We start from the raw sequence: 20,573 nt of genomic DNA on the forward strand, positions 1-20,573 counted from the left end.
GCAGTGGAAAGAGGGATGTAGATGGAAATATTTATGATCATCTCAAATATGATCATCCCTGTGGTGATACTGGGGGTCGTCTGCTTTGGGGTGTCCAGGCGGGTGCAGGTGTACGATGCGTTTATCGAGGGGGCAAACAGCGGATTTCACATTGTGGTGAAGATCATGCCTACCATGGTGGCGCTGATGATCGCGGTGGGTATTCTGAGAGCGTCGGGATTTCTGGATATGCTGGCCTCTCAGCTCGGGAGGATGACAGACTATATTGGATTTCCGGGAGAGCTGGTGCCGCTCACTGTCGTGAAAATGTTTTCCTCCTCGGCGGCCACCGGGCTTCTTCTGGATATTTTCAAGGAATTTGGCACAGACACCTACATAGGGCTTGTGGCTTCCATCAGCATGTCCTGCACGGAGACCATTTTCTATACCATGAGCGTGTATTTTATGACGGCAAAGGTGACAAAGACAAGATTTACCCTGGCAGGCGCTCTTATCGCCACATTTGCCGGGCTGGCGGCCAGCGTGGTGCTGGCGGCGGGGATGATGGGATAGGGAAAAACGGGATATACTGTTTCTTGATCATCCCCGCAGCGATGCGATGATGCGGTGGGGCTTCAGGAAGAGCTCCAGGGCGTCCAGGACAGAAGGGACGCACAGGTCCGTTGCAGTCATAAGTCTTCCGTACATGCCCTCCTGACCAAGGACAGAGACGGAGAAGGCGGCCTCCCGGCACATGAGAAGATCGTTGCGCCCGTTGCCGATGGCGGCGCAGTTCTCCTTGCCAAGGGAATAGAGGATATTCTGCTTTTCCTGCATGGCGGCGTCGTTTGGGAAGGTCAGTATCTCCACCGGCAGGCCCTGGCACATCTGGCGGGCAGTGCCGTTTGTGTCAGCCGTCAGCACGTAGATCTGGAACAGGTCAGAGAGCTGACGGATCTTGTTAGCAACAGCCTCTGAGATGATGCCGTCCAGGGCGATGGTGCCGTTGTAGTCCAGAAGGAGATATTTCAGGTCCAGTGAAGGATATCCGGGAATTTCTATTTTCATAAGTCTTTTCCTTTCTGTGTAAAGGCCGGGAGTACCGGTGTCTTTGTTCTGAGTTATCCAGGTCTTCCTGGAGGAAGCCTGTGAGAATACCTTAGCATATTTATGGGGAAATATCTATATGTGCAAAGAGAAAGCAGATAAAAATAAAAGTAAAAAAATTAATTTATTTACATATTAAAAGTCTTATGATATCCTGAGAATAGAAGGGAGGGAGTGGTATGGAGAAAGAGCAAAAGCTTCTTTGTAAGTGCTTGGAAATCTTCGGGACGGACGATCCAGAGCAATGGAAGAAAATTATGAAAAAGGCAAAGAAGTACGATGATCTGATGCGCGGAGTCAGGCCGGCAAATCCCAGGGGAGCTGGGAGAAAAGGGCTGAAAGAGGAAAAGGCTGATACCATACGGAGAATGTACCGGAAGGGTGTTTCCGTTGCAAGGATTGCAAGAGAACTGTCTGTCAGCCGTCCTACTGTATATCGGTATGTTGAAGAGATCAGGCGGTGGGAGAGGCATCCCTCTGTTCAGATGCAGCTGGAATATATGTATAAAGACAGGGTGTGTACGGTGATAGATGTGGATTGGAAAAATCAGACGGTCTATGTGGAAAATCGTACGAATCAGCTTCCCCTGACAGCCTTTGGAGTCAACAAAACTCCCGGATGGGAAGAATTCAGGGAGTTTCTGGAGGACAGATGTGTTCCCGGGACAAGGTTTCACTTAAAGGAGCTTCTGAGAGATATGGGTGTCGACTTTTACGATCCCATGCTGATCATAGAAGAGACAAAAGGAAGAATGGCTGAGGACGATCAGTGGATCAGAATACATTACAGGGAGGATGCGTTATGTCAGAATGGATAAAGCTGGATATTCTGAACCGGGATGATCTGAGGGGGCACTCATCAAAGGGAAACCAGCTGAAGGCGAAGGATGGAATATACTGGTATAAGGCAGACTGCATGGGCTATGAAGGGCTGGCGGAAACAGTCGTATCATCTCTTCTGTCCCGGTCGGATATTTTGGCAGCCGTTGACTATGAACCGATGAAAATGGAGTTTAAATCACATGTGTATACCGGATGCAGGAGCAGGAGCTTCTTAATGGAGGGAGAGTCTCTTATCACAGTCGAAAAGCTGATCCGTCTGTACACAGGGAAAAGTGCGGCAAGGACCATGGCTTCTATGGCGGACGTGAAGGAGCGGATCTGTTATTTGGTCAATGCGATCGCAGAGATCACAGGAATGACAGATTTTGGGAAATATCTTACAGCTATGCTGGAGATAGACGCTTTTTTTCTGAATGAGGACAGGCATACCAATAATATTGGGGTAGTCTATCACCCGGAAACCAGACGGTTTCGACATTGCCCTTATTTTGATCATGGACTGGCTTTACTTGCGGATACAATGACTGACTTTCCCTTGGGAGAAGATTTGGAAAAATGCATGGAGAAGATAGAGGCAAAGCCATTTTCAAGGAGTTTTGACGAACAGATGGATGCGGCGGAAGAGCTATATGGACAGCAGGTGCATTTCCGGTTTTCTATAAAAGAGGCAGTGGAGATACTGGAGGGATGCAGACCCTACTACCAAGGGGAGGTGCTGGAACGGGTTGAGCAGATCCTGAGATGGCAGGTGCGGAAATACAGCTATCTTTTCCAGTAAAATCAGCCGCCGCTGTCAGCCTTTTGCGGCGGCTGTGAAAAATGCATTGCAAAGATGTTCCGATCCTATTTTTTCTCCTTCACCGCCTTCTCCACGATCTCAAACGGCGCAGGCCCTGTGTCCAGCACCGCCTTGTGAAAACGCTTCTGGGAGAAATCCTCTCCCCACTCTTTTACAGCTGTCTTTTTCAGTTCCAGAAATTCCACATACCCGATATAGTATTTCAGATAATTACCGGGATCCCCGATGATGAGGTCGTAGATCTCCCGGATCATCTCTGTGTCCGTAATGCCGAAACTCCGGAAAAAAGAGACCGTCTCGGTGAGGGACCATCCGTCGTAGTGGATACCCATGTCGGCAAGGGCGTAGAGTCCCAGGATGAGGGAAGCATTTTTCTGCTCCAGGAGAGCTCTGTCTTCATCTATACCGGTGAAGTAGTAGGAGAGCATCTCCACATAGGTGGCCCAGCCCTCCGTGTAGCCGCCAAAGGAGAGGAGACTGCGGATGGGATCCGGATCTGTGGAGGCGTAGTACACGTTCTGGTAGAGATGTCCCGGGTAGCCCTCGTGGGCCAGTGTGGTGAAGAGAGTCAGGTCGTCCGGGAGATGTCCCCGGTTGATGTAGATCACGTTCTCCTGGGAATTGTCCACCGGGGGAACCATGTAGAAGGCAGGGCTTACATATTCAGCCATCTCCTCCTGTACAAATTTAATCTCGGTGGTTACCTCCGGCAGAGAGGGAAAGGACCCGGCTGTCTTTTCTTTCAGGTCTGCCAGGATGGCCTCCGGGCTGCTGTCCGCCAGCGCAAAGGAAGAGTCTTCGCCGGATAGAGGCGCCACGGACTGCATGGCAGACAGATCCTCTGCCATCTGCCTGCGGGTCAGGTTCTGAAGCTGGGGGACTGTGCGGGCGGAGCCGGTGTCCCGCTTCACAATATATTCATAGTATCTTTTTCCGTTCGGATAGTAGCAGAGTCCTCCGTCGTTTGTGCCGGTGTCCTTCAGGGCAGCTATGGCGGCGGCCAGCCGGTTGTAGGCGGGAAATACGCAGTCATAGATGAGATCCCGGTGCTGTGAGATGCAGGCTTCTTTCTGAACAGGGGGCAGATCTGATAGTCCTTCCAGCCTGGAGATGAAGGAAGAAAAAAGGTAATGGCTGTCCCCAAGTGCAGTGAAGGCAGCGCACTCGTCGATAATGTCCTGGGCATTCCGGGAGGACATAAAAAGTCCGGCGTCTGCTTTTGCCTGCTCAAAGGAGATGAGAGACGTAAAGTAGGACGGCATTTCCTCCAGGAGGGACAGATAGGTATCCACGTCCTCCGGTGTGTCAAAGGAGAACTCGCACAGAAGGATGGGAAGCTGGGACTGGACGCCGGTGAGGGGGCTCAGGGGCTCCTCGTAGAGAGCGTAGGGGGCGCCCTGGAGGGCTGTCTCCAGATAGGATTTGAGAACATCGAAAGTGAGCTGGTTTTCCGGAGAGAGCTTTCTGTATCTGAAATCCTGAAGGAGGGAAAGGAAGTTCTCGATAGATGCGGCGGAGACAGCTGTGTCGGTGCTGAAAGAGCCAAGGCTCGCCGGTGTATCCTGGATGCCGTAGCTTTCCGGCTCCTGTACCGTATAGTGCAGGGTGATGGTGTCAGCGGACACTTCCTGACGGAAAAGATCCAGGGTAAACTGCCGGAAGAGAGCATCTTCGTCGGGGACGGGAAGATGGCCACAGGAGGTCAGAGCCGGGAGAAGGATGGAAAGCAGAAGGATAAGGGCAGTACATTTTTTTCGCATAGAACGCCTCCTGGAACGGGCGGAGCATTTTATCTATAGATATGCGGCTGGTTTTGAGAAAATTCCATGGGAGAAAACCGGTTTCCACGGGTTTGGGAGATATGGTATAATAACTCCATATACAAGACAGGAGAAATTTATGAAGTATATATATGAGATCCCGGACTCCTTCTGGAGTTTGTTCCGCTCCAGGAACCGGGATATTTATGTAGAAGCGTTGCTTCAGATCAACGAAGAATACGAGTATAACAACTATTTCCTGAGCCGGGAGGTGTGCCTGGAGATCCTGGGAGATTTCTATACCCAGAAAAAGATCACCCTGGAGGCGGAGGAGACGGAGGATGAGCTGGACATGCTGGAGACGCCGGCGTCCAGGATACTGAACTGGCTTCTTAAGGCACAGTGGCTGAAAAAGATCGAGGATTACAATACGCTGGTGACCCACATTGTTATCCCCGACTATGCGGCTATTTTTATAGAGGCCTTTGACCGGCTGACCCGTGAGGGGATGGAGGATACGGAGCTGTACATCCAGAATGTGTACGCCACTTTGTATTCCTTCCAGAACAATCCCAGGCTGAACAGCGCCATGCTCCGGTCGGCCCTGGTCAATACGAGAAAGCTGAACAAGGCACTGCAGGACATGCTCCACAATATGGACCGGTTTTACGGGCGTCTGCTGGAACACAGAGAGTACGGACAGCTTCTTTCAGAACACCTGGAAGGGTATGTGGAGGAAGTGGTACGTAAGAAATACCACATTTTAAAGACAAGTGATAACTTCTACATTTACAAGATGGATATAAAGGAGTGCCTGGAGAAAATGCGGGAGGATGAGAGTATCTATGACCGCATTGGCGAGGAGGGGCTGGATATACTGGACCGGATCGAGAGGAGCTTTGATGATATCGAGCGGCGCATTGCCAATATGGACAAGGAGAACACAAAGTATATCCGGGCCACAGTGACCAGGCTGAATTATCTTCTGAACGGGGAGACAGACACAAAAGGGCTTGTGATCCAGCTCCTGAACCAGCTTGGAAAAGAGGGCAGGGAGGAGGAGCGGATCAAAGAGACAGCTTCCCGGATGAATCTGTCTCTCTTTGAGATCCTCTCGGAGAAGTCCCTCTATAAGAGGAGAAAGCCCAGGAAAGATTTTGTCAGCCAGTTGGAGCGGGAGGAGGACTCTCAGGAACTTTCCAGGGAGGATGTTCTGAAGCTGAATCGCATCCACACCCGGTATACAAGAAAGCAGATCGAGGAATTTATCGAGGAGCATATGGACGGCGAGCAGATGCGGCTTGCGGATCTGAAGGTGGAGGATGACGAGGACTTTGAGAAGATCATCCTTGCCTATGATTATAGTACAAAGCACGGCAGCAAGTATCAGGTCATCGAGGAAGGCGGTCTGGTGGAGAGCGGAAAATACCGCTATCCGAAGCTGACATTTGTGCGCAGGAGGGTTTAAGAAGAATATGATCGATTATATAGAACAGCTGAGTGATGAGGAGAAAGAGCAGATCACGGAGGTGATCTGGCTCCTTTACAGACAGACATTCATTTTGGAGCGAAAATACGACAGGCGGGCTGAAAAGTGGCAGTACAGCAGGGAGTATAAGATCTGTGCCATGCACATGGAATTTCTGAAGGAATATTTTCAGGTGGCAGGGATCGAGCTCGTGGAAAACATTTATCTGGGAGTGATCTATATACGGGACAGCATGCTCATGGGTGAGAAGATCCCGCGGCTTGCCACGATCTATATCCTGGTGCTGAAGATATTGTATGACGAGCAGATGGCCCAGGTGTCATCCAGCACAAGGATCGTGACAACGCTGGGAGCTGTGAATGGCAAGGCCGGGGAATTCCAGGTGATGAAGTCCCTGCCGTCGCCCACGGAGATACGGCGAAGCATTGCGCTTCTGAAAAAATATCAGATCATAGAACCTCTGGATATACTGGAGGAGTTAAATGAGGGGACAAGGATGATCATTTACCCCACTATAAATATGGTGCTCACCGGGGACGACATACGGGCCCTTTTAAAGACATTTGGCGAGGAGGAGAACAGTGGAGACGAAACAGGCGTTCAAAATATTATCGAAGATCTGTCTGAATAACTGGCATTACATAGACAGAAAGGTGCTGTCGCTGAACAAGGAAGTGAACTTTTTTACCGGCCACTCGGGAAGCGGAAAGTCTACCGTCATTGACGCGCTGCAGATCGTCCTGTACGCCAACACGGACGGAAGGGGCTTTTTCAACAAGGCGGCAGCCGACGACTCGGACCGGAGTCTGATCGAGTATCTGCGGGGCATGGTCAACATCAGCGACAACAATGAGTCCCAGTACCGGAGAAACAAAAATTTTTCCAGCACCATTGTGCTGGAGTTTACAAACAGCGCCACCGGGGAGCAGGAGTGCGTGGGTATTGTCTTTGATGTAGAGACGGCCACAAATGAGATCAGCCGTCTGTTCTTCTGGCATCAGGGGCCGCTGCTCTCCAACCTGTACCGGGGAGAGGGGCGTGTCCTGTCCACCGTGGAGATGCGGGAGTATCTGCAGAGAAACTTCCCCCAGGATGGCTACTACTGCGGTCCCAGCAATGAGAGGTTCCGCCGCCAGCTCTACGACGTGTACCTGGGAGGACTGGACAAGGAGAAGTTCCCCAGGCTTTTCAAGCGGGCGATCCCCTTCCGCATGAACATCCGGCTGGAGGACTTTGTGAAGGAGTACATCTGCATGGAGCAGGATATTGAGATCCAGGACATGCAGGAGAGCGTCATGCGATACGGGCAGATGCGCAGCAAGATTGAAGCAACACTGAAAGAAATTCAATCATTGACAAAAATAGAAGAAAGTTTCTCTTTGTACGAAGATAAGAAGACGGAGGAGGAGAGCTGGCTGTACCGGGCCCTGCGCCTGGAGATCCTCCAGCTCCGACGCCGTCTGGAGGGTATCCGGGACCGGAGGGCCCAGGAGGAGAAGGAAAAAAAGGAGCAGCAAAAGCTCAAGGAGAAGACCGACCGGGAGGCGGAAGAGCTGCAGAGGCAGTATGAGGACATCATCGTCCGCATTGCCCAGACCGGGTACGAGGAGCTGAAGGACAAGCTCTCCCAGGTCAACCTGTTCCTGGAGCACCTGTCTGCCAGCAGGAGCAGCCTGCAGAAGACAAGGGAGAGCATGGAGGAGTGGAAGAAGCAGGACATGGTGTCCAACTCCATGCTCAGAGATATAGAAAGGCTCTGCCAGGGCAGCATCACAGAGGAGGAGCTTCAGCGGCTCAAGGAGAATTTTGCCGACATCCGGCGGGAGCTGGAGGAGGAGAGAGGGGAGACGGGCGCCCAGCTTCGGTTCCTGAAAAAGGAGATGCAGGCGGGCCGGCAGGAGATTGCTGACCTGAAGCAGGGGAAGAAGGCCTATCCCCGGGAGCTGGAGGAGGCCAGATACTATATCCGGGAGGAGCTCCAGAGGAGAGCCGGAAAATTTGTGAATGTACAGATTTTGGCAGACATGCTGGAAGTAAAGGATGAGACATGGCACAATGCAGTGGAGGGCTATCTGGGGAACAACAAGCTGTCCCTCATGGTGGAGCCGGCCTACGCTAGGGAGGCCATGGAGATCTACGAGACCATGGACAAAAAGAAATTCTGGCGTGCCGCCGTGGTGGACACGGAGCGTCTCATGCAGGACAGCCACCCGGTCAGGGAGGGAGCTCTGGCAGAGGAGGTGAAGGCGGGGACAGACTACGCCCAGGCCTACACGGATTTCCTTCTTGGCAGGGTGATCAAGTGCCGGGATATCGACGAGCTGCGGCAGCAGACCGTGGGCATCACCCCCGGGTGCATGCTGTACAAGAGCTATAAGCTGCAGCACATTGATCCGGAGAACTACACAGAGCGGGCCTGCATTGGAGAGAACAGTCTCCGAAAGAGGAGAAAGAGGCTGGAGGAAAAGCTGGAGAAGCTGGAGAAGCAGAGAGTGCCCTTGGAAGAGCGCCAGGAGGAGATCCGCTCTGTCCTTGCCATGGACTACCTGGACCGCCCCGCCGGAGAGTACTTGAGCATGATCAGGGATATCCGGATGATCGGCGAGAAGGAAAAGGAAAGAGAAATGCTGCAGAGCCGGATAGAGGAGCTGAAGGAAGAGAATGTAGGCAGGCTCGAGCGGGAGAAGGAGGAGTTAAGAGAGCGTCAGACAAGGAAAAAGCAGCAGGTGGACAGCATCCAGAAGGCTATCTGGCAGCATGAGAGAAAGATCCAGGAGGCGGATCAGGAGTATCTGGACCTGGATGAAGAGTTAAATGAGAAACAGAGAAGTTTCAAAGAAAACGAAAAATTTGCGGATAGTTTTCAGTCTTACATGGAGAGCCGGAAGAGCTCCAACTATGAGTACCTGAAAAATCTCTGTTTCCGGGAGCAGGCTGCCTGTCGGGAGGAGAGGGAGAAGAGATATCAGGAGCTGGTGGATATCCGCAGCAGCTACCTGCGGGAGTATCCTCATCGCACCTTCTCGGCCAGTGCGGAGGACAATGGAGATTACGAGAAGCTCCTGAACACGCTCCAGTGCGACCATCTGGAGGAGTACAAGGAGAAGGCGGCAGAGCAGGCCAGGACCGCGGTCCAGCACTTCAAGGAGGACTTCATCTATAAGATACGCAGCGCCATCAAGGAGGCGCTCCAGCGAAAGGACGAGCTGAACCGGATCATCAGCAGGCTGGACTTCGGAAAGGATAAGTACCAGTTTGTGATCATCAGGAACAAGGGGGCCTACGGGGAGTACTACGACATGTTCATGGACGATGCCCTGGAGATAGACCCTTCCCGGCTCTCCTACAATATGGAGAACCAGATGAATCTGTTTACCATGGAGCACGAGGAGAAGTACGGGGAGCTGATAGGGGACCTGATCCAGATCTTCATCCCGCCGGAGAACGCCTCGGCGGAGGAGCTGGAGGAAGCGAAGCAGAACATGCGGAAATACTCGGACTACCGGACCTACCTCTCCTTTGACATGCAGCAGATCGTGCGGGGCGAGAAAAATATGCACATCGGTCTTGGGAAGATGATCTCCAAGAACTCCGGCGGGGAGGGCCAGAATCCCCTCTATGTGGCGCTTCTGGCCAGCTTTGCCCAGCTCTATCGTCTGGACTACTCGCCCAGAGTCAGGAGGAACCCCACTATCCGCCTTGTCATCCTGGACGAGGCCTTCTCCAAGATGGACGCGGAGAAGGTGGCCACCTGCATCGAGCTGATCCGGGGACTTGGCTTCCAGGCTATCATCAGTGCCACCAATGACAAGATCCAGAACTATCTGGAGAACGTGGATAAGACCTTTGTCTTTGCCAACCCGGACAAGCAGAACATCTCCATCATGGAGTTTGAGAAGCAGGAGTTCGAGGAACTTCTGGAGGAGGCTGAAGAATAAGCCGTGAAACAGGCGAAAGACAGACCAGGAGCGGAGGTGATCCTATGGACGGATACAGAGGCGGCTACATTGTCAGGAAGATCATTGAAAACTATGAAAAAAAGAAAAATGATTGGGACCATTCCCTTGAAGGACGCCGCAGCCTGAAGATCCATCAGGAGGATTTCGACAGGGCGGAGAGGGAGGCCGGCGCCCCGAGGGGAGCAGGACGTGACCTGGTGGTCCGGGAGATGCTGGAGCTGGAGCGCCTGGGCCTGATCCCCAAAAAGGAGGTGCGCTGGCAGAACTATAAGCAGGATTTCAGTGAATTCCACTACTATAACAAAGACATGCCCGTCTATTATAAACTGGCGGGGAAGACGCCCAAGTATGAGACTGCCGCTGCGTACAAACATGAGCTGGAGGAGCTGGGCGGAGCGCTGCGCAGACAGTGGCTCAGGGACTATGTCAGAGACCGCTGGAGGGAGGCGGACAGCGGAAAGCTGAAGGCAAAGGAGTTGAGCCGGATCTTCGGACAGGGGAGGAAGGAGCAGTACTTTGCCTGTCTGAAGGGGCTGGATGAGCTGGAGGAGCCTGTCTATGTACAGATATTCAGCAGCCGGTATCTGGGGCGTCCAAAGATCTTCAGGGAGGACCCGGCCGGGTTCAGAGGATGGGTGGTCCAGATGGCCCGGGATTACCACTCGGATATAGACAGGGCCATGGATGACGCTCAGGTGCTCTCCTGGCTCTACATAGAAGAGTACTCCCAGCAGATGGAGGTGAAAGGACCGCTGCGCCTGGAGATCGAAGGGCAGACTGTGGACCTGGGAAAGCTGCGGTACGGCACGGTCCTCAACAGCGAGACGCTGAAGAACGCCCGCATCTGCCGGGAGCAGGACATACGGCGGATCGTGACGATAGAGAACAGGGCCAGCTTTGTCTGCGAGCCCTTTGAGGAGGAAACATTGTATGTCTTCACCCACGGCTTCCTCTCTCCCAAGGAGAGGGATTTCCTGAAGGCCCTGGCGGGAGCGCTGAAGGGCAGGACAGTGGAATACCTGCACAGCGGGGATATGGATTTCGGAGGGCTTCGCATCTTCTGCTTCATCCGGGACAATCTCTTCCCGGATGTCAGGCCGCTGCATATGAATGCAGAGCTCTACCGCCGCCACCTGTCGTCGGGATATGAGATGGAGCCGGGAGCGCTCCGGGACCTGGAGAAGATGAGTGCGGCCCTGCCGGAGGAGCTGGAAGAGCTCAGGCAGGAGCTGCTGAAGACCGGAAAAGGTCTGGAGCAGGAGATGCTGCTCATATGATCTTATTCTATATAGGCATGTACAGCGCCTGTACACAGAGAAATTTCCTTCTCTGTGTGCAGGCGTTGAAAATTTTTTGAAAAATTTTTTCGGAAAGGACTTGACCTTAACGCTGCGTTAACCCTTATTGTAGTTCTTGCAGGGGAGATGCCTCTGTCAAGTCCGGGGACAGAAGGAGGAGAAGAGATGTACAGTATCGGAGAATTGTCAGAGTTGGCAGGCGTGAGTGCACGCACGCTGTGCTACTATGACAGGCTGGGGCTTCTGAAGCCTGCTCATACAAATGAGGCGGGGTACCGCTTTTACGGGGAGCGGGAAGTGAATCTGCTGTCCTGGACGGCGTAAGCCTGGACAGTCATGAGGCCGGCAGGATTGTCATGCTCCACAAGGAGTGGCTTGGCATGACCTGGAAGAAATATACGCAGGAGGCCCACAGAGCCATGGCAAACCTCTACATCAGCGACGAGAGGTTTAAGCTGTACTATGACAGGGAAGTGCCGGGCTGCGCAGAACTCCTGCAGAAAGCCATAGAATATCATGTGGGGAAAGACGCGTAAGTCTGCGGCCGGCTATCTGACCAGCATATGGCCTGACATGCACCGGCGGAAACGGGCTTCCGCGCAGGACCAGTTTACGACCCGGAACCAGTCGTCGATGTAGGCGGCGCGCATGTTGTAATGCTTCAGATAGTAGGCGTGTTCCCAGACATCTATGGCCAGCAGCGGCACGGTGCGGCACAGGTCCGGCGTGTTCTGGTTTGCGGAGGTGGTGATGCATAAACCGCCCTTTTCCCAGACAAGCCACGCATACCCGGAGCCGAACACGGAGAGGGCGGCCTCTTTAAAACAGGACTTAAAGTGCTCCATGCTGCCGAACTGCCTGGTTATCTGCCGAAAGAGGGTGGGCGCCTGACTCCGGGTGCCTGTCTTTGTCATGCCTTCAAAGAAGAAGCGGTGATTAAATACGCCGCCCGCGTTGTTGATAAGGGGAGTCCGGAGCTGGCAGGGGAGTCGGTCCTGGCTGACCAGAAGCTCTGTGAGAGAATACTTCTGGAGAGACGGATCAGCCTCAAGGATCTGGTTCAGGTTGTCGATATATGTCTGGAGATGCCGGTCGTGGTGCAGCCGCATGGTCCTTTCGTCGATGAAGGGCTCCAGGGCGTCATAGGCGTAGGGGAGAGGGGTGTTGAAAAAGGGATAGCGATCGTTCATGTTTATTTCTAACAAGGGTTTTTAACAGTATATGCGGTAGAGGAGAAAACGTGATTTCCCGGCTGGAAAAGAGATAAAGCCGTTGCGGGAGGCGTCCGCTGTATTGTAAAATAATTCTATACCGTATATTTATATTTCAAATGATCTGGATACAATTAAGGAAAGGAGCATTGTCATGGGAATTATTGAAAAGATGAGACTGGACGGGAAAAAGGGATTTGTTACAGGCGCCGCCAGGGGTATCGGAAAATGTACGGCCACTGCTTTCGCTGAGGCCGGAGCAGATGTGGCTATTGTGGATCTCGATCTGGCAGAAGCGCAGAAAACGGCGGAGTATATCTCAAGGGAGACAGGAAGAAAAGTAATCGCCATTGGGACAGACTGTACAGACCCGAAACAGGTGGACCAGATGGTGAAGAAAACTGTGGAAGAGCTGGGAGGGCTTGATTTCTGTCACAATAACGCAGGCATCTGTATCAATGCGCCGGCTGAGGAGATGACCTACGAGCAGTGGCTCAAGGTGATCAACATCAACCTAAACGGGATTTTTCTGACAGATATCGCCGCCGGGAAATATATGCTGGAGCACGGAGGGGGTTCCATCATCAACACAGCTTCCATGTCCGGGCATATCGTGAATGTCCCTCAGCCTCAGTGTGCTTATAATGCCTCAAAGGCGGGAGTGATCCAGCTTACCAAGTCTCTGGCTATCGAGTGGGCAAAGCGGGGTGTGCGGGTGAACAGCATCAGTCCGGGATATATAGGGACGGAGCTGACGCTCAACTCTCCGACTCTTGTTCCGCTGATCGAGAAGTGGAACGAGATGGCACCCCTGGGGCGCATGGGAAAGCCGGAGGAGCTGCAGTCCATCTGTGTGTATCTGGCGGGGGATACGAGCACGTTTACCACCGGCGCGGACTTTGTTGTTGACGGAGCCTTCACCTGCTTTTAGTAGGGGGCTCGGACGATGCTTTATTAGACTTACAAAGAAAAATGAATAACAAAAAAAGTGGGAATACAGTATAGCTTTTCGAAGAAAGAAGCTATACTGCATTCCCCTTTTTACTTTTTGATCAGATCACTCAGGAGCTTTTCGGTTTCTTCATATGTATAAAACATATCATCCTCCAGATTCTCACAGAAATCATAAAAGGTAAAGAGAAGGCCTGGCTCTTCAATATTCAGGTAGACCGGCTGACCGTTGTAAGGAGATGAGAACATGAGATAGCCGTTTTGCTGATTAACAAATAAATATAGCCCGTGTGCAGGATTACCGATATTCCTTTTTAACATACGGTAGTGCATATTTTTACAGGACTGTATCAGCTTTTTTACCAGATAGATTCTGTCATACATTTCAAAAGGGTGACACACATATGTAGGGTATTCATCTATCCTTCCGCTCTCAAGAAAACGGCGAACACCATCCAGAGAAAAAGTGCAGACCACGTATCCCTGTTCATACATCGAGGAAATTTTATTTGTATATTCAAGAAAATGTGTAATAAACTCTGTGCGGTTTGGCAGGTCCTGATTAATATATTTTTCCGCCTGGGAAAATGTGATAAACGGCGTAAAGCAAGGCGACATCTGGAAACAGTATGCCGGTTGGTTTTCGTTGAAAAGATTTTCTACGTAATTCAGCTGGGCTGCCACATTGCCTATATGGTCGAGAAGAGGAGTCGATGCCTGCATGTATTCGGAAAAGATTTTCGTGAACATTCTGCGTGATGAAGCGGAAAGCATAACAATACCACTATTCAGTCCATGGGTAAGAAGGCATATATACCGGGAAGTGATGACCATATAAGGGAACAGAGTGAAATCGCCGGTCCTTGCAGAAATATCATCATAATAATAAAAGCATTCATAATTCTGATAGTTTCCATATAAAGGAAGTATCTGCTTCAGGCAGTTCAGATTATAGTTTTTCTGTGACAGGGTTGTCTCCGCATTATTATTCAGACAGATGATATGCTCAATGCGGATATTCATCTCCGCCTGAATTTCAGCACTGATCAGATTGATGAGAAATGACGCATCGGGCTGGATCAAAAGCTGGATATGTCCGTCCTTCTGTCTGCTCATTTCTGTGGAAATAATATGAAACAGAGCCTGCTTCACTTCAGACGGTGAGTTGAGAAAAGAAAGTTCCCTGTCGTGCATTTGTTCGGCGTCATAGTCATAGCTGAATGAAGACAGCCCCGGGGGAGAAAGATTAAATTCACTGAAAAAATTCATCACATCTTTCCTCCGGTAATAATTATCATATCCCACCAGGGTGATCTGATATGCCGCCTCCAATTCTTTCTCCTCTGCCGGAGAGAGGTGCATGAATTTTGATATTTTGCGAACCATTTCAAGAGAAGTCGGCTTTCTTTTTCCATTTATGACTTTATACATATTTGAGCGGTCAAGACCGCAGTACTGAGCTAAAGCATATGTTTTAATATTCTTTCCATGGATATGTCTTGAAAGAATATATGAAAATTCAGACATAGTATTCCCCCCTTGTATCCGGGATATTCATGTGGAGAATATATCTCCGACTCCAGATACGTCACTAAAAAGCATTTTACATTATATGGAATACAATATAAAAAATCTATAAAAATTGTGAAAAAAGTGTGACCACAAAGGGCGACACATATTGAGTACACGAGGGATAAATCCGTAAAATAAACATAGTATGACAAAATATTACATTTTACAGGAGGACTTAAGTATGGGCAAAAGGTTTATGAGAAAACTGCTGGTACTTATGGCGGCAATGTGCATGGTGATAGGAATGACCTTACCTGCGCAGGCGGCAGAAGAGGAGGGGGCCGGTTCTGCGGTAACAGCGACTACCGAGGATCCGGCAAATGGTATTCTGCAGGTTATGCTCGCTTATGAGGATGATGGCGGACAGAGGACTTACTTTACGGGAGGGACATGCTTCTTAATCAATGAAGAATATGTAGTGACAAATAAACATATCTTTGATCTCGATGAAATGGATCCCTCGACAGGACTTACGACGCGTGAAATTATTATGGCAACACTGGGGCTGGATAAGCTCGAGGACAACGATCCTCATTTGAAGCTTTTTGTATTCGCAAACCGCGATACAAATGTAGAGGCGACTGTCCATGAGAATGCACAGAGTGATGTGCTTGACTTTGCGGCGCTGCAGCTCTCAGAGAAGATTTACGGAAGGCAGCCTCTCGTACTCGGCGACAGTGATACGATTGCGCAGAGGGATAACGTATATGCCTATGGGTTCCCGGCTGATTCGATTCAGAATAAGAACTTCAATACAAAAGATGATGTGTCTATTTCAGCAGGTATTATCTCTAAAGTAACAGTAACAGGAAGTGTGGATGTTATCGAGCATACGGCACAGTTGAACAATGGCAATTCAGGCGGACCACTTCTCAACGAGGCGGGAGAGGTTGTCGGTATCAACGAGTTTATCGTAGATCAGAAGAATTATTCCATCCAGATCAATGCGATCAAAGAGATCCTCGACACATGGGGAATCCTGTATACAGGAAGCACTGGCCACGATGTAACGCTTGCAGAGCTTACATTAGAAGATCTGCAGACAGAGATCGATAATGCAAAGGCTTTGACTCTTGACGGATATACAGCGGAGAGCGTACAGGCATTCCAGAATGCGATCGCTGACGCAGAGGACGTTGCGGCGGGCAATCCGGATTCAGCAGCGATCCAGTCGGCAATTGATGAACTCTCAGCAGCGCAGAGCGGACTGGAGAGGGAAGAAGTTCCGGAACCGGAACCGGAGCCGGAAGGACCGAACTGGTTCCTCATCGGAGGCATCATTGCGATAGTGGTGATCATAATCATTGTCGTAGTGATCATCATTGTTGTAAAAGGCAATAAAAAGAAAAAAGCAAAACAGATTTCTCAGGCACAGCAGAAAATGACGCCTCCGATATCACCGGTACAACCGAATACACCTCCGGTATCACCGGCACAGCCAGGTGGTTATCAGACAATGCCGCAGGAGGACGGCGCAGGCGAGACGACACTCCTTGATTCAGGTGCAGGCGAGACGACACTGCTTGGCGGCGGCATGGGCGGCGCTTATCTGATCCGGAAGAAGAACGGCGAGAAGATCCCGGTCACATCACAGAACTTTGCGATCGGTAAAGAGAGAAGAAGAGTCAACTACTGCATCTCCGATAATACATCGGTCAGCAGATACCACGTGGTTATCAAAAAGAAGGGCTCTGACTACTATGCGGAGGATCAGAAGTCCAGCAACTTTACATTTGTAAATGGCGTACAGCTCAGCCCGTATCAGGAGACGCTGTTGACTGACAGGTCTACGCTCAAGCTTTCAGATGAAGAGTTTGAATTTCATATATCATAACAGATAAACGGGTGGAAAAAAGATGGAATTTCTGAGTGCTGTACATACAGATAAAGGGATAAAAAAGAATACAAATCAGGATTCTGTCTTGATCAAAGAGGCGATCACAGACCACGGCAAGGTTTTCTTTGCCGCGGTCTGTGACGGTATGGGCGGTCTCGCGAAGGGCGAGGTCGCCAGTGCCACTCTGATCAGGGCTTTTTCAGATTGGTTTGAAAACAGGTTTCCGGTGTTCCTGTATGAGAACAGGACTGTAGACGGGATCGATCGGGTCGGGATGGAGAATGAATTAAACAAATTGATACTCGATGTGAATACGAGGATTGCAGAATATGGGCAACAGCTTCATGCAGCGCTGGGGACTACAGCAGCAATGATCCTGTTTGCGGAAGGAAGCTATTACATATTAAATATAGGCGATTCCAGAGTCTACAGACTGAAAGGACAGACGATCAGCCAGCTGACAAAGGATCAGACATTTGTACAGAACGAAATCGATAAGGGGCGGATGACACTTGAGGAAGCCAAAAATCATCCCCAGAGGAATGTGCTTCTCCAGTGTGTTGGAGCAAGTGAAGTGATCATTCCCGAATTTGAACATGGAACCTATGAACCGGAAGAAGTCTATATGATATGCTCGGACGGATTTCGGCATGTAATTGCGGAGGAAGAGTTCGTGAAGCTCATGGCTCCCGATAAGATTAAGGGAGAGAAGGAACTGCAGAACGCTGCGGTCTATTTTACGGAATTGAATAAATCACGTCAGGAGAAGGACAACATATCCGTCATCCTCCTGAAAACGTGTTAGAGGATAGATATATGCTGGAAATAGGATCAATAGTTGACGGTAAATACAAAATCTTGAATAAGATCGGACAGGGCGGTATGAGCGTCGTCTATCTGGCGATGAACGAGAGAGCCAACAAGCAGTGGGCGATCAAGGAGGTCAGAAAAGACGGCACTAAGGATTATGAGGTCGTGAAGCAGGGGCTGATCGCGGAGACAGACATCCTGAAACGGCTCAACCACCCGCATCTGCCGAGTATCATCGATGTGATCGACTGCGATGATACATTTCTCATCGTAATGGACTACATCGAGGGAAGGACACTGGATTACTGGCTCAAGAAAGAGGGAGCGCAGCCTCAGGAACGGGTCGTGGAGTGGGCAAAGCAGATCTGTGATGTGCTTGGATATCTGCATTCCAGAAAGCCTCCTATTATTTACAGGGATTTAAAGCCCTCCAATGTTATGCTCAAACCAGACGGAAAGATTATGATCATAGATTTTGGTACGGCTCGAGAATTTAAAGAGCAGAGTATCGAAGATACAAAGTGTCTGGGAACGCAGGGCTATGCCGCGCCGGAGCAGTACGGCGGCCACGGACAGACAGATGCGAGGACGGATATTTACAATCTGGGCGCTACCATGTACCATCTGCTGACCGGACATAATCCAAGCCTCCCGCCGTATGAGATGTATCCCATCCGTCAGTGGAACCCGGCGCTCTCGTCGGGACTTGAGGAGATCGTTATAAAGTGTACGCAGAGGAATCCTAACGACAGATATCAGTCGTGCGCAGAGCTGATGTATGCGCTGGAGCATTTTGATGAGCTGGATATCGAATACAGGAAGAAACAAAAACGCAAATGGAGGGGATTCCTTGCGGCATGTTCTCTGACAGCTGTATCGCTGATCGGATGTCTGGGATTTAAATTTGCGGAAAATTCAACGATAAGAAACAGCTATGACGGTTATCTCAGAGCGGCATCTAATGCCGCTTCCCAGGAAGAAAAAGTGCGTTACTACAGAGATGCAATAAATCTCGATCCTTCCAGAGGAGATGCATGGTTAGATCTTCTTGATGTCTTTATCGATGGAACTGGAACAGGAGATGAAGGGTTCTTTACTCAGGAAGAGGATATCCAGATGAAAGAAATCCTTGGATACACTGGGAGTGGAAATCGAACGAATGAGAGCTATCTGGAGAGTAATTCGGAAGCGTATGATGAGTTCTCTTTCCAGATGGGGCTTGCCTATTTCTATTATTATGGCGAAGAGGGCAACAAGCCCATGTCACAGTCGTGGTTTGAAACAGCGGCGGAGAGTGACAGCCTTGAGCCGAATAAGGTGGAGAGGGCGAAGCGTTTTGCCAAGATCGCTGGATATTCCCAGGGACTGGACACAAGAGATCTTGCGGGTGACAGTGAAGTCTCCTATGCCGATTACTGGGATGATATGGTAGAGCTTACGTCAGGTGATTTGACTGCAATTGACAATGAACAGACCGCACTCGTCATGTACAGAGAGATGGTTTATCAGATATACAGGAATGCGCTGAACTTCCGGCAGGCGGGAGTGACGCAGCGAGAGATGCTGGATGAGCTGCAGAGCATAAGGAGTATGCTGATGAGCGGCTTTGCAACGGATGACGTATCCGGCACAAAGGAAGAAATACTGGCAAGCATAGAGGAGGCGGAGACGCAGGTAAATGCGGCGTTCAGCTCTCAGGGAGGTCAGACAGGAGGGGAAACAGATGCAGGAAACTGAACAGCTTATCGCGATCTATCACACAGGATTTATCATCTGCCTCTGCCTGACAATCCTCTTTGCAGTTCTGAGTGTGGTTATCTTTTTCAAGTTTAAGATACGCAGAGTATTCGACTTTTTAACAGGGCGCGCTCAGAAGCGTACAATCCGGCAGATGGAAGAGGAGAACGCACAGACAGGAAAGCTCCGTCAGGATACCTATGTACCGGAAACTACCGGGGATCTCTATAAGACCCCCAGTGGCAGCATTCCGCCGGTGATCTATCCGCCCACCGGAGAGGTGGCAACAGGCAGTGAACCTACAGAAAAGATGCACGCAAATGCAGCGCATACGCAGACATCGGGATCTGGTATCCAGTCCGGTGGCAGAGCAGGCAGTGTAAGCCAGGGTGACGAGAGGACAGAGATACTGCCTGAAGGTTCAGAAGAGACGACGCTCCTGCAGGGAGATGGTTCGGAGGAGACTACACTCTTAAATGGTGGTGCGGAAGAGACAACACTCCTTAGCGGAAGTGCTGATGAGACGACTGTACCGCTGTATGGCGCCCAGGGCGAGACGATGCTGCTTACTCCGGAGCTGGAGAAGGCAATGCGGGAAGAACGTGAGAAGAAGGCGTATTCCGGAAGGTTCGAGATTATAAAGGAAACGATGCTGATCCATACGGAGGAGAGGATCTAGCGCATGACTTGTAGAAGGTCAGACAGTGTACCGAAGCATGTGGCAGGGAGGAAGATGATTAACATATGAACTTGATGAGGAAAAGGTTTGCAGGAGTACTAGCGGCATTTGCCATATCGGCGCTGAGCCCGGTGCTGATCCCGTTCGCACTGGATGGAGATGGCAATCTGAACGGTGCGGGATATGCCGCCGGGGGGATGTTCTGGCTGGGACTGATTGCTGGGATTGCCGGATATATCCTGCTTTACCTTCGATATAAAAAGATGCAGACGGAGGAGACAAAGCGCAGACGGCCGTCTCCGCTATGCTTCTTCAGTAACCGGCCGGCACAGGTTATGGATGCTGTGCTGATTATCGGACTGATAGGAACGATTTACTGTATCGTAAATGTAACAGTGAATCAGATTGTGGCAGTAGTATTTCTGCTGCTGGCACTGGCAGGGATTTATGCGCATTTCCTGTTGAATGGAAATGTTTATCAATATATACGGAACTATAAACCAGAGGATAAAACAGTACAGCTTGAAGGAGGAGAGGATTGA

General features: G+C 50.6%; 19 protein-coding genes. 15 read left to right on the forward strand and 4 right to left on the reverse strand.

Features of this window, described 5'->3' with window-relative positions:
• Positions 1-21: 21 nt before the first annotated feature.
• Positions 22-552 carry a spore maturation protein gene (locus Q5911_RS07510; RefSeq protein ID WP_076779789.1) on the forward strand — a complete coding sequence of 177 codons (531 nt, stop codon included), beginning with the start codon at positions 22-24 and terminating at the stop codon, positions 550-552.
• Between the two features lie 27 nt (positions 553-579).
• Here the strand turns inward: Q5911_RS07510 and Q5911_RS07515 are convergent, their stop codons facing one another.
• The gene (locus tag Q5911_RS07515; protein ID WP_303182117.1) at positions 580-1,047 is read right to left on the reverse strand and encodes an ATPase P; all 468 of its coding nucleotides are present in this window, start codon (positions 1,045-1,047) and stop codon (positions 580-582) included.
• Between the two features lie 218 nt (positions 1,048-1,265).
• Between Q5911_RS07515 and Q5911_RS07520 the strand changes: the two genes are divergently transcribed.
• Both Q5911_RS07520 and Q5911_RS07525 read left to right on the forward strand, forming a co-directional pair.
• Entirely contained in the window at positions 1,266-1,904 is a 639-nt protein-coding gene (locus tag Q5911_RS07520) for a helix-turn-helix domain-containing protein (RefSeq protein ID WP_226395103.1), read from the forward strand.
• Complete coding sequence (locus tag Q5911_RS07525) at positions 1,889-2,707, forward strand: hypothetical protein (protein WP_226395104.1); 819 nt, start codon at positions 1,889-1,891, stop codon at positions 2,705-2,707. The genes Q5911_RS07520 and Q5911_RS07525 overlap by 16 nt, the downstream gene beginning before the upstream one ends.
• Positions 2,708-2,772: 65 nt before the next feature.
• On the opposite strand, the gene Q5911_RS07530 is transcribed toward Q5911_RS07525, so the two are convergent.
• Positions 2,773-4,488 carry a DUF885 domain-containing protein gene (locus Q5911_RS07530; RefSeq protein ID WP_303182119.1) on the reverse strand — a complete coding sequence of 572 codons (1,716 nt, stop codon included), beginning with the start codon at positions 4,486-4,488 and terminating at the stop codon, positions 2,773-2,775.
• A 139-nt stretch (positions 4,489-4,627) separates the two neighbouring features.
• On the opposite strand from Q5911_RS07530, the gene Q5911_RS07535 reads away from it, so the two are divergent.
• The 6 genes from Q5911_RS07535 (at position 4,628) to Q5911_RS14835 (ending at position 11,770) form a co-directional block, all read left to right on the forward strand.
• Complete coding sequence (locus Q5911_RS07535) at positions 4,628-5,956, forward strand: Wadjet anti-phage system protein JetA family protein (RefSeq protein ID WP_087174362.1); 1,329 nt, start codon at positions 4,628-4,630, stop codon at positions 5,954-5,956.
• A 7-nt stretch (positions 5,957-5,963) separates the two neighbouring features.
• Entirely contained in the window at positions 5,964-6,608 is a 645-nt protein-coding gene (locus Q5911_RS07540) for a DUF4194 domain-containing protein (protein ID WP_303182122.1), read from the forward strand.
• Positions 6,559-9,915 (forward strand): ATP-binding protein, encoded by a 3,357-nt coding sequence (locus Q5911_RS07545; protein WP_303182124.1) that lies wholly within the window; start codon positions 6,559-6,561, stop codon positions 9,913-9,915. Before Q5911_RS07540 ends, Q5911_RS07545 begins: the two co-directional genes overlap by 50 nt.
• Positions 9,916-9,959: 44 nt before the next feature.
• Positions 9,960-11,213, forward strand: a complete 1,254-nt coding sequence (locus Q5911_RS07550) for a Wadjet anti-phage system protein JetD domain-containing protein (protein WP_303182126.1) — start codon at positions 9,960-9,962, stop codon at positions 11,211-11,213.
• Positions 11,214-11,399: 186 nt separating this feature from the next.
• A complete protein-coding gene (locus tag Q5911_RS14830) occupies positions 11,400-11,558 on the forward strand; it encodes a MerR family DNA-binding transcriptional regulator (RefSeq protein ID WP_331592096.1) in 159 nt (52 codons plus the stop codon).
• Positions 11,559-11,590: 32 nt separating this feature from the next.
• Positions 11,591-11,770, forward strand: coding sequence for a TipAS antibiotic-recognition domain-containing protein (locus Q5911_RS14835; RefSeq protein WP_076779749.1), 180 nt, complete (start codon positions 11,591-11,593; stop codon positions 11,768-11,770).
• Between the two features lie 12 nt (positions 11,771-11,782).
• Here Q5911_RS14835 and Q5911_RS07560 read toward each other — a convergent pair whose 3' ends face one another.
• On the reverse strand, positions 11,783-12,424 hold the full coding sequence (locus Q5911_RS07560; RefSeq protein ID WP_303182128.1) for a superoxide dismutase: 642 nt from the start codon (positions 12,422-12,424) through the stop codon (positions 11,783-11,785).
• A 175-nt stretch (positions 12,425-12,599) separates the two neighbouring features.
• Here Q5911_RS07560 and Q5911_RS07565 point away from each other — a divergent pair, with 175 nt between their 5' ends.
• Complete coding sequence (locus tag Q5911_RS07565; RefSeq protein ID WP_303182130.1) at positions 12,600-13,376, forward strand: SDR family oxidoreductase; 777 nt, start codon at positions 12,600-12,602, stop codon at positions 13,374-13,376.
• A gap of 110 nt (positions 13,377-13,486) precedes the next feature.
• Here the strand turns inward: Q5911_RS07565 and Q5911_RS07570 are convergent, their stop codons facing one another.
• Positions 13,487-14,923, reverse strand: coding sequence for a helix-turn-helix domain-containing protein (locus Q5911_RS07570; RefSeq protein ID WP_442913479.1), 1,437 nt, complete (start codon positions 14,921-14,923; stop codon positions 13,487-13,489).
• Positions 14,924-15,149: 226 nt separating this feature from the next.
• On the opposite strand from Q5911_RS07570, the gene Q5911_RS07575 reads away from it, so the two are divergent.
• From Q5911_RS07575 to Q5911_RS07595, 5 genes are all read left to right on the forward strand, one after another.
• Positions 15,150-16,802 carry a trypsin-like peptidase domain-containing protein gene (locus Q5911_RS07575; RefSeq protein ID WP_303182133.1) on the forward strand — a complete coding sequence of 551 codons (1,653 nt, stop codon included), beginning with the start codon at positions 15,150-15,152 and terminating at the stop codon, positions 16,800-16,802.
• 22 nt (positions 16,803-16,824) lie between these two features.
• Positions 16,825-17,610 (forward strand): PP2C family protein-serine/threonine phosphatase, encoded by a 786-nt coding sequence (locus Q5911_RS07580; RefSeq protein WP_303182135.1) that lies wholly within the window; start codon positions 16,825-16,827, stop codon positions 17,608-17,610.
• 11 nt (positions 17,611-17,621) lie between these two features.
• Positions 17,622-19,352 carry a serine/threonine protein kinase gene (locus Q5911_RS07585; protein ID WP_303182136.1) on the forward strand — a complete coding sequence of 577 codons (1,731 nt, stop codon included), beginning with the start codon at positions 17,622-17,624 and terminating at the stop codon, positions 19,350-19,352.
• Positions 19,339-20,031: a hypothetical protein gene (locus Q5911_RS07590; RefSeq protein WP_303182137.1), complete on the forward strand. Its 693-nt coding sequence runs from the start codon at positions 19,339-19,341 to the stop codon at positions 20,029-20,031. The genes Q5911_RS07585 and Q5911_RS07590 overlap by 14 nt, the downstream gene beginning before the upstream one ends.
• A 65-nt stretch (positions 20,032-20,096) precedes the next feature.
• Positions 20,097-20,573 (forward strand): hypothetical protein, encoded by a 477-nt coding sequence (locus Q5911_RS07595; RefSeq protein ID WP_303182138.1) that lies wholly within the window; start codon positions 20,097-20,099, stop codon positions 20,571-20,573.

Origin of the sequence: Lachnoclostridium phocaeense, assembly GCF_959599685.1 — a bacterium.
GTDB lineage: Bacteria > Bacillota > Clostridia > Lachnospirales > Lachnospiraceae > Claveliimonas > Claveliimonas monacensis.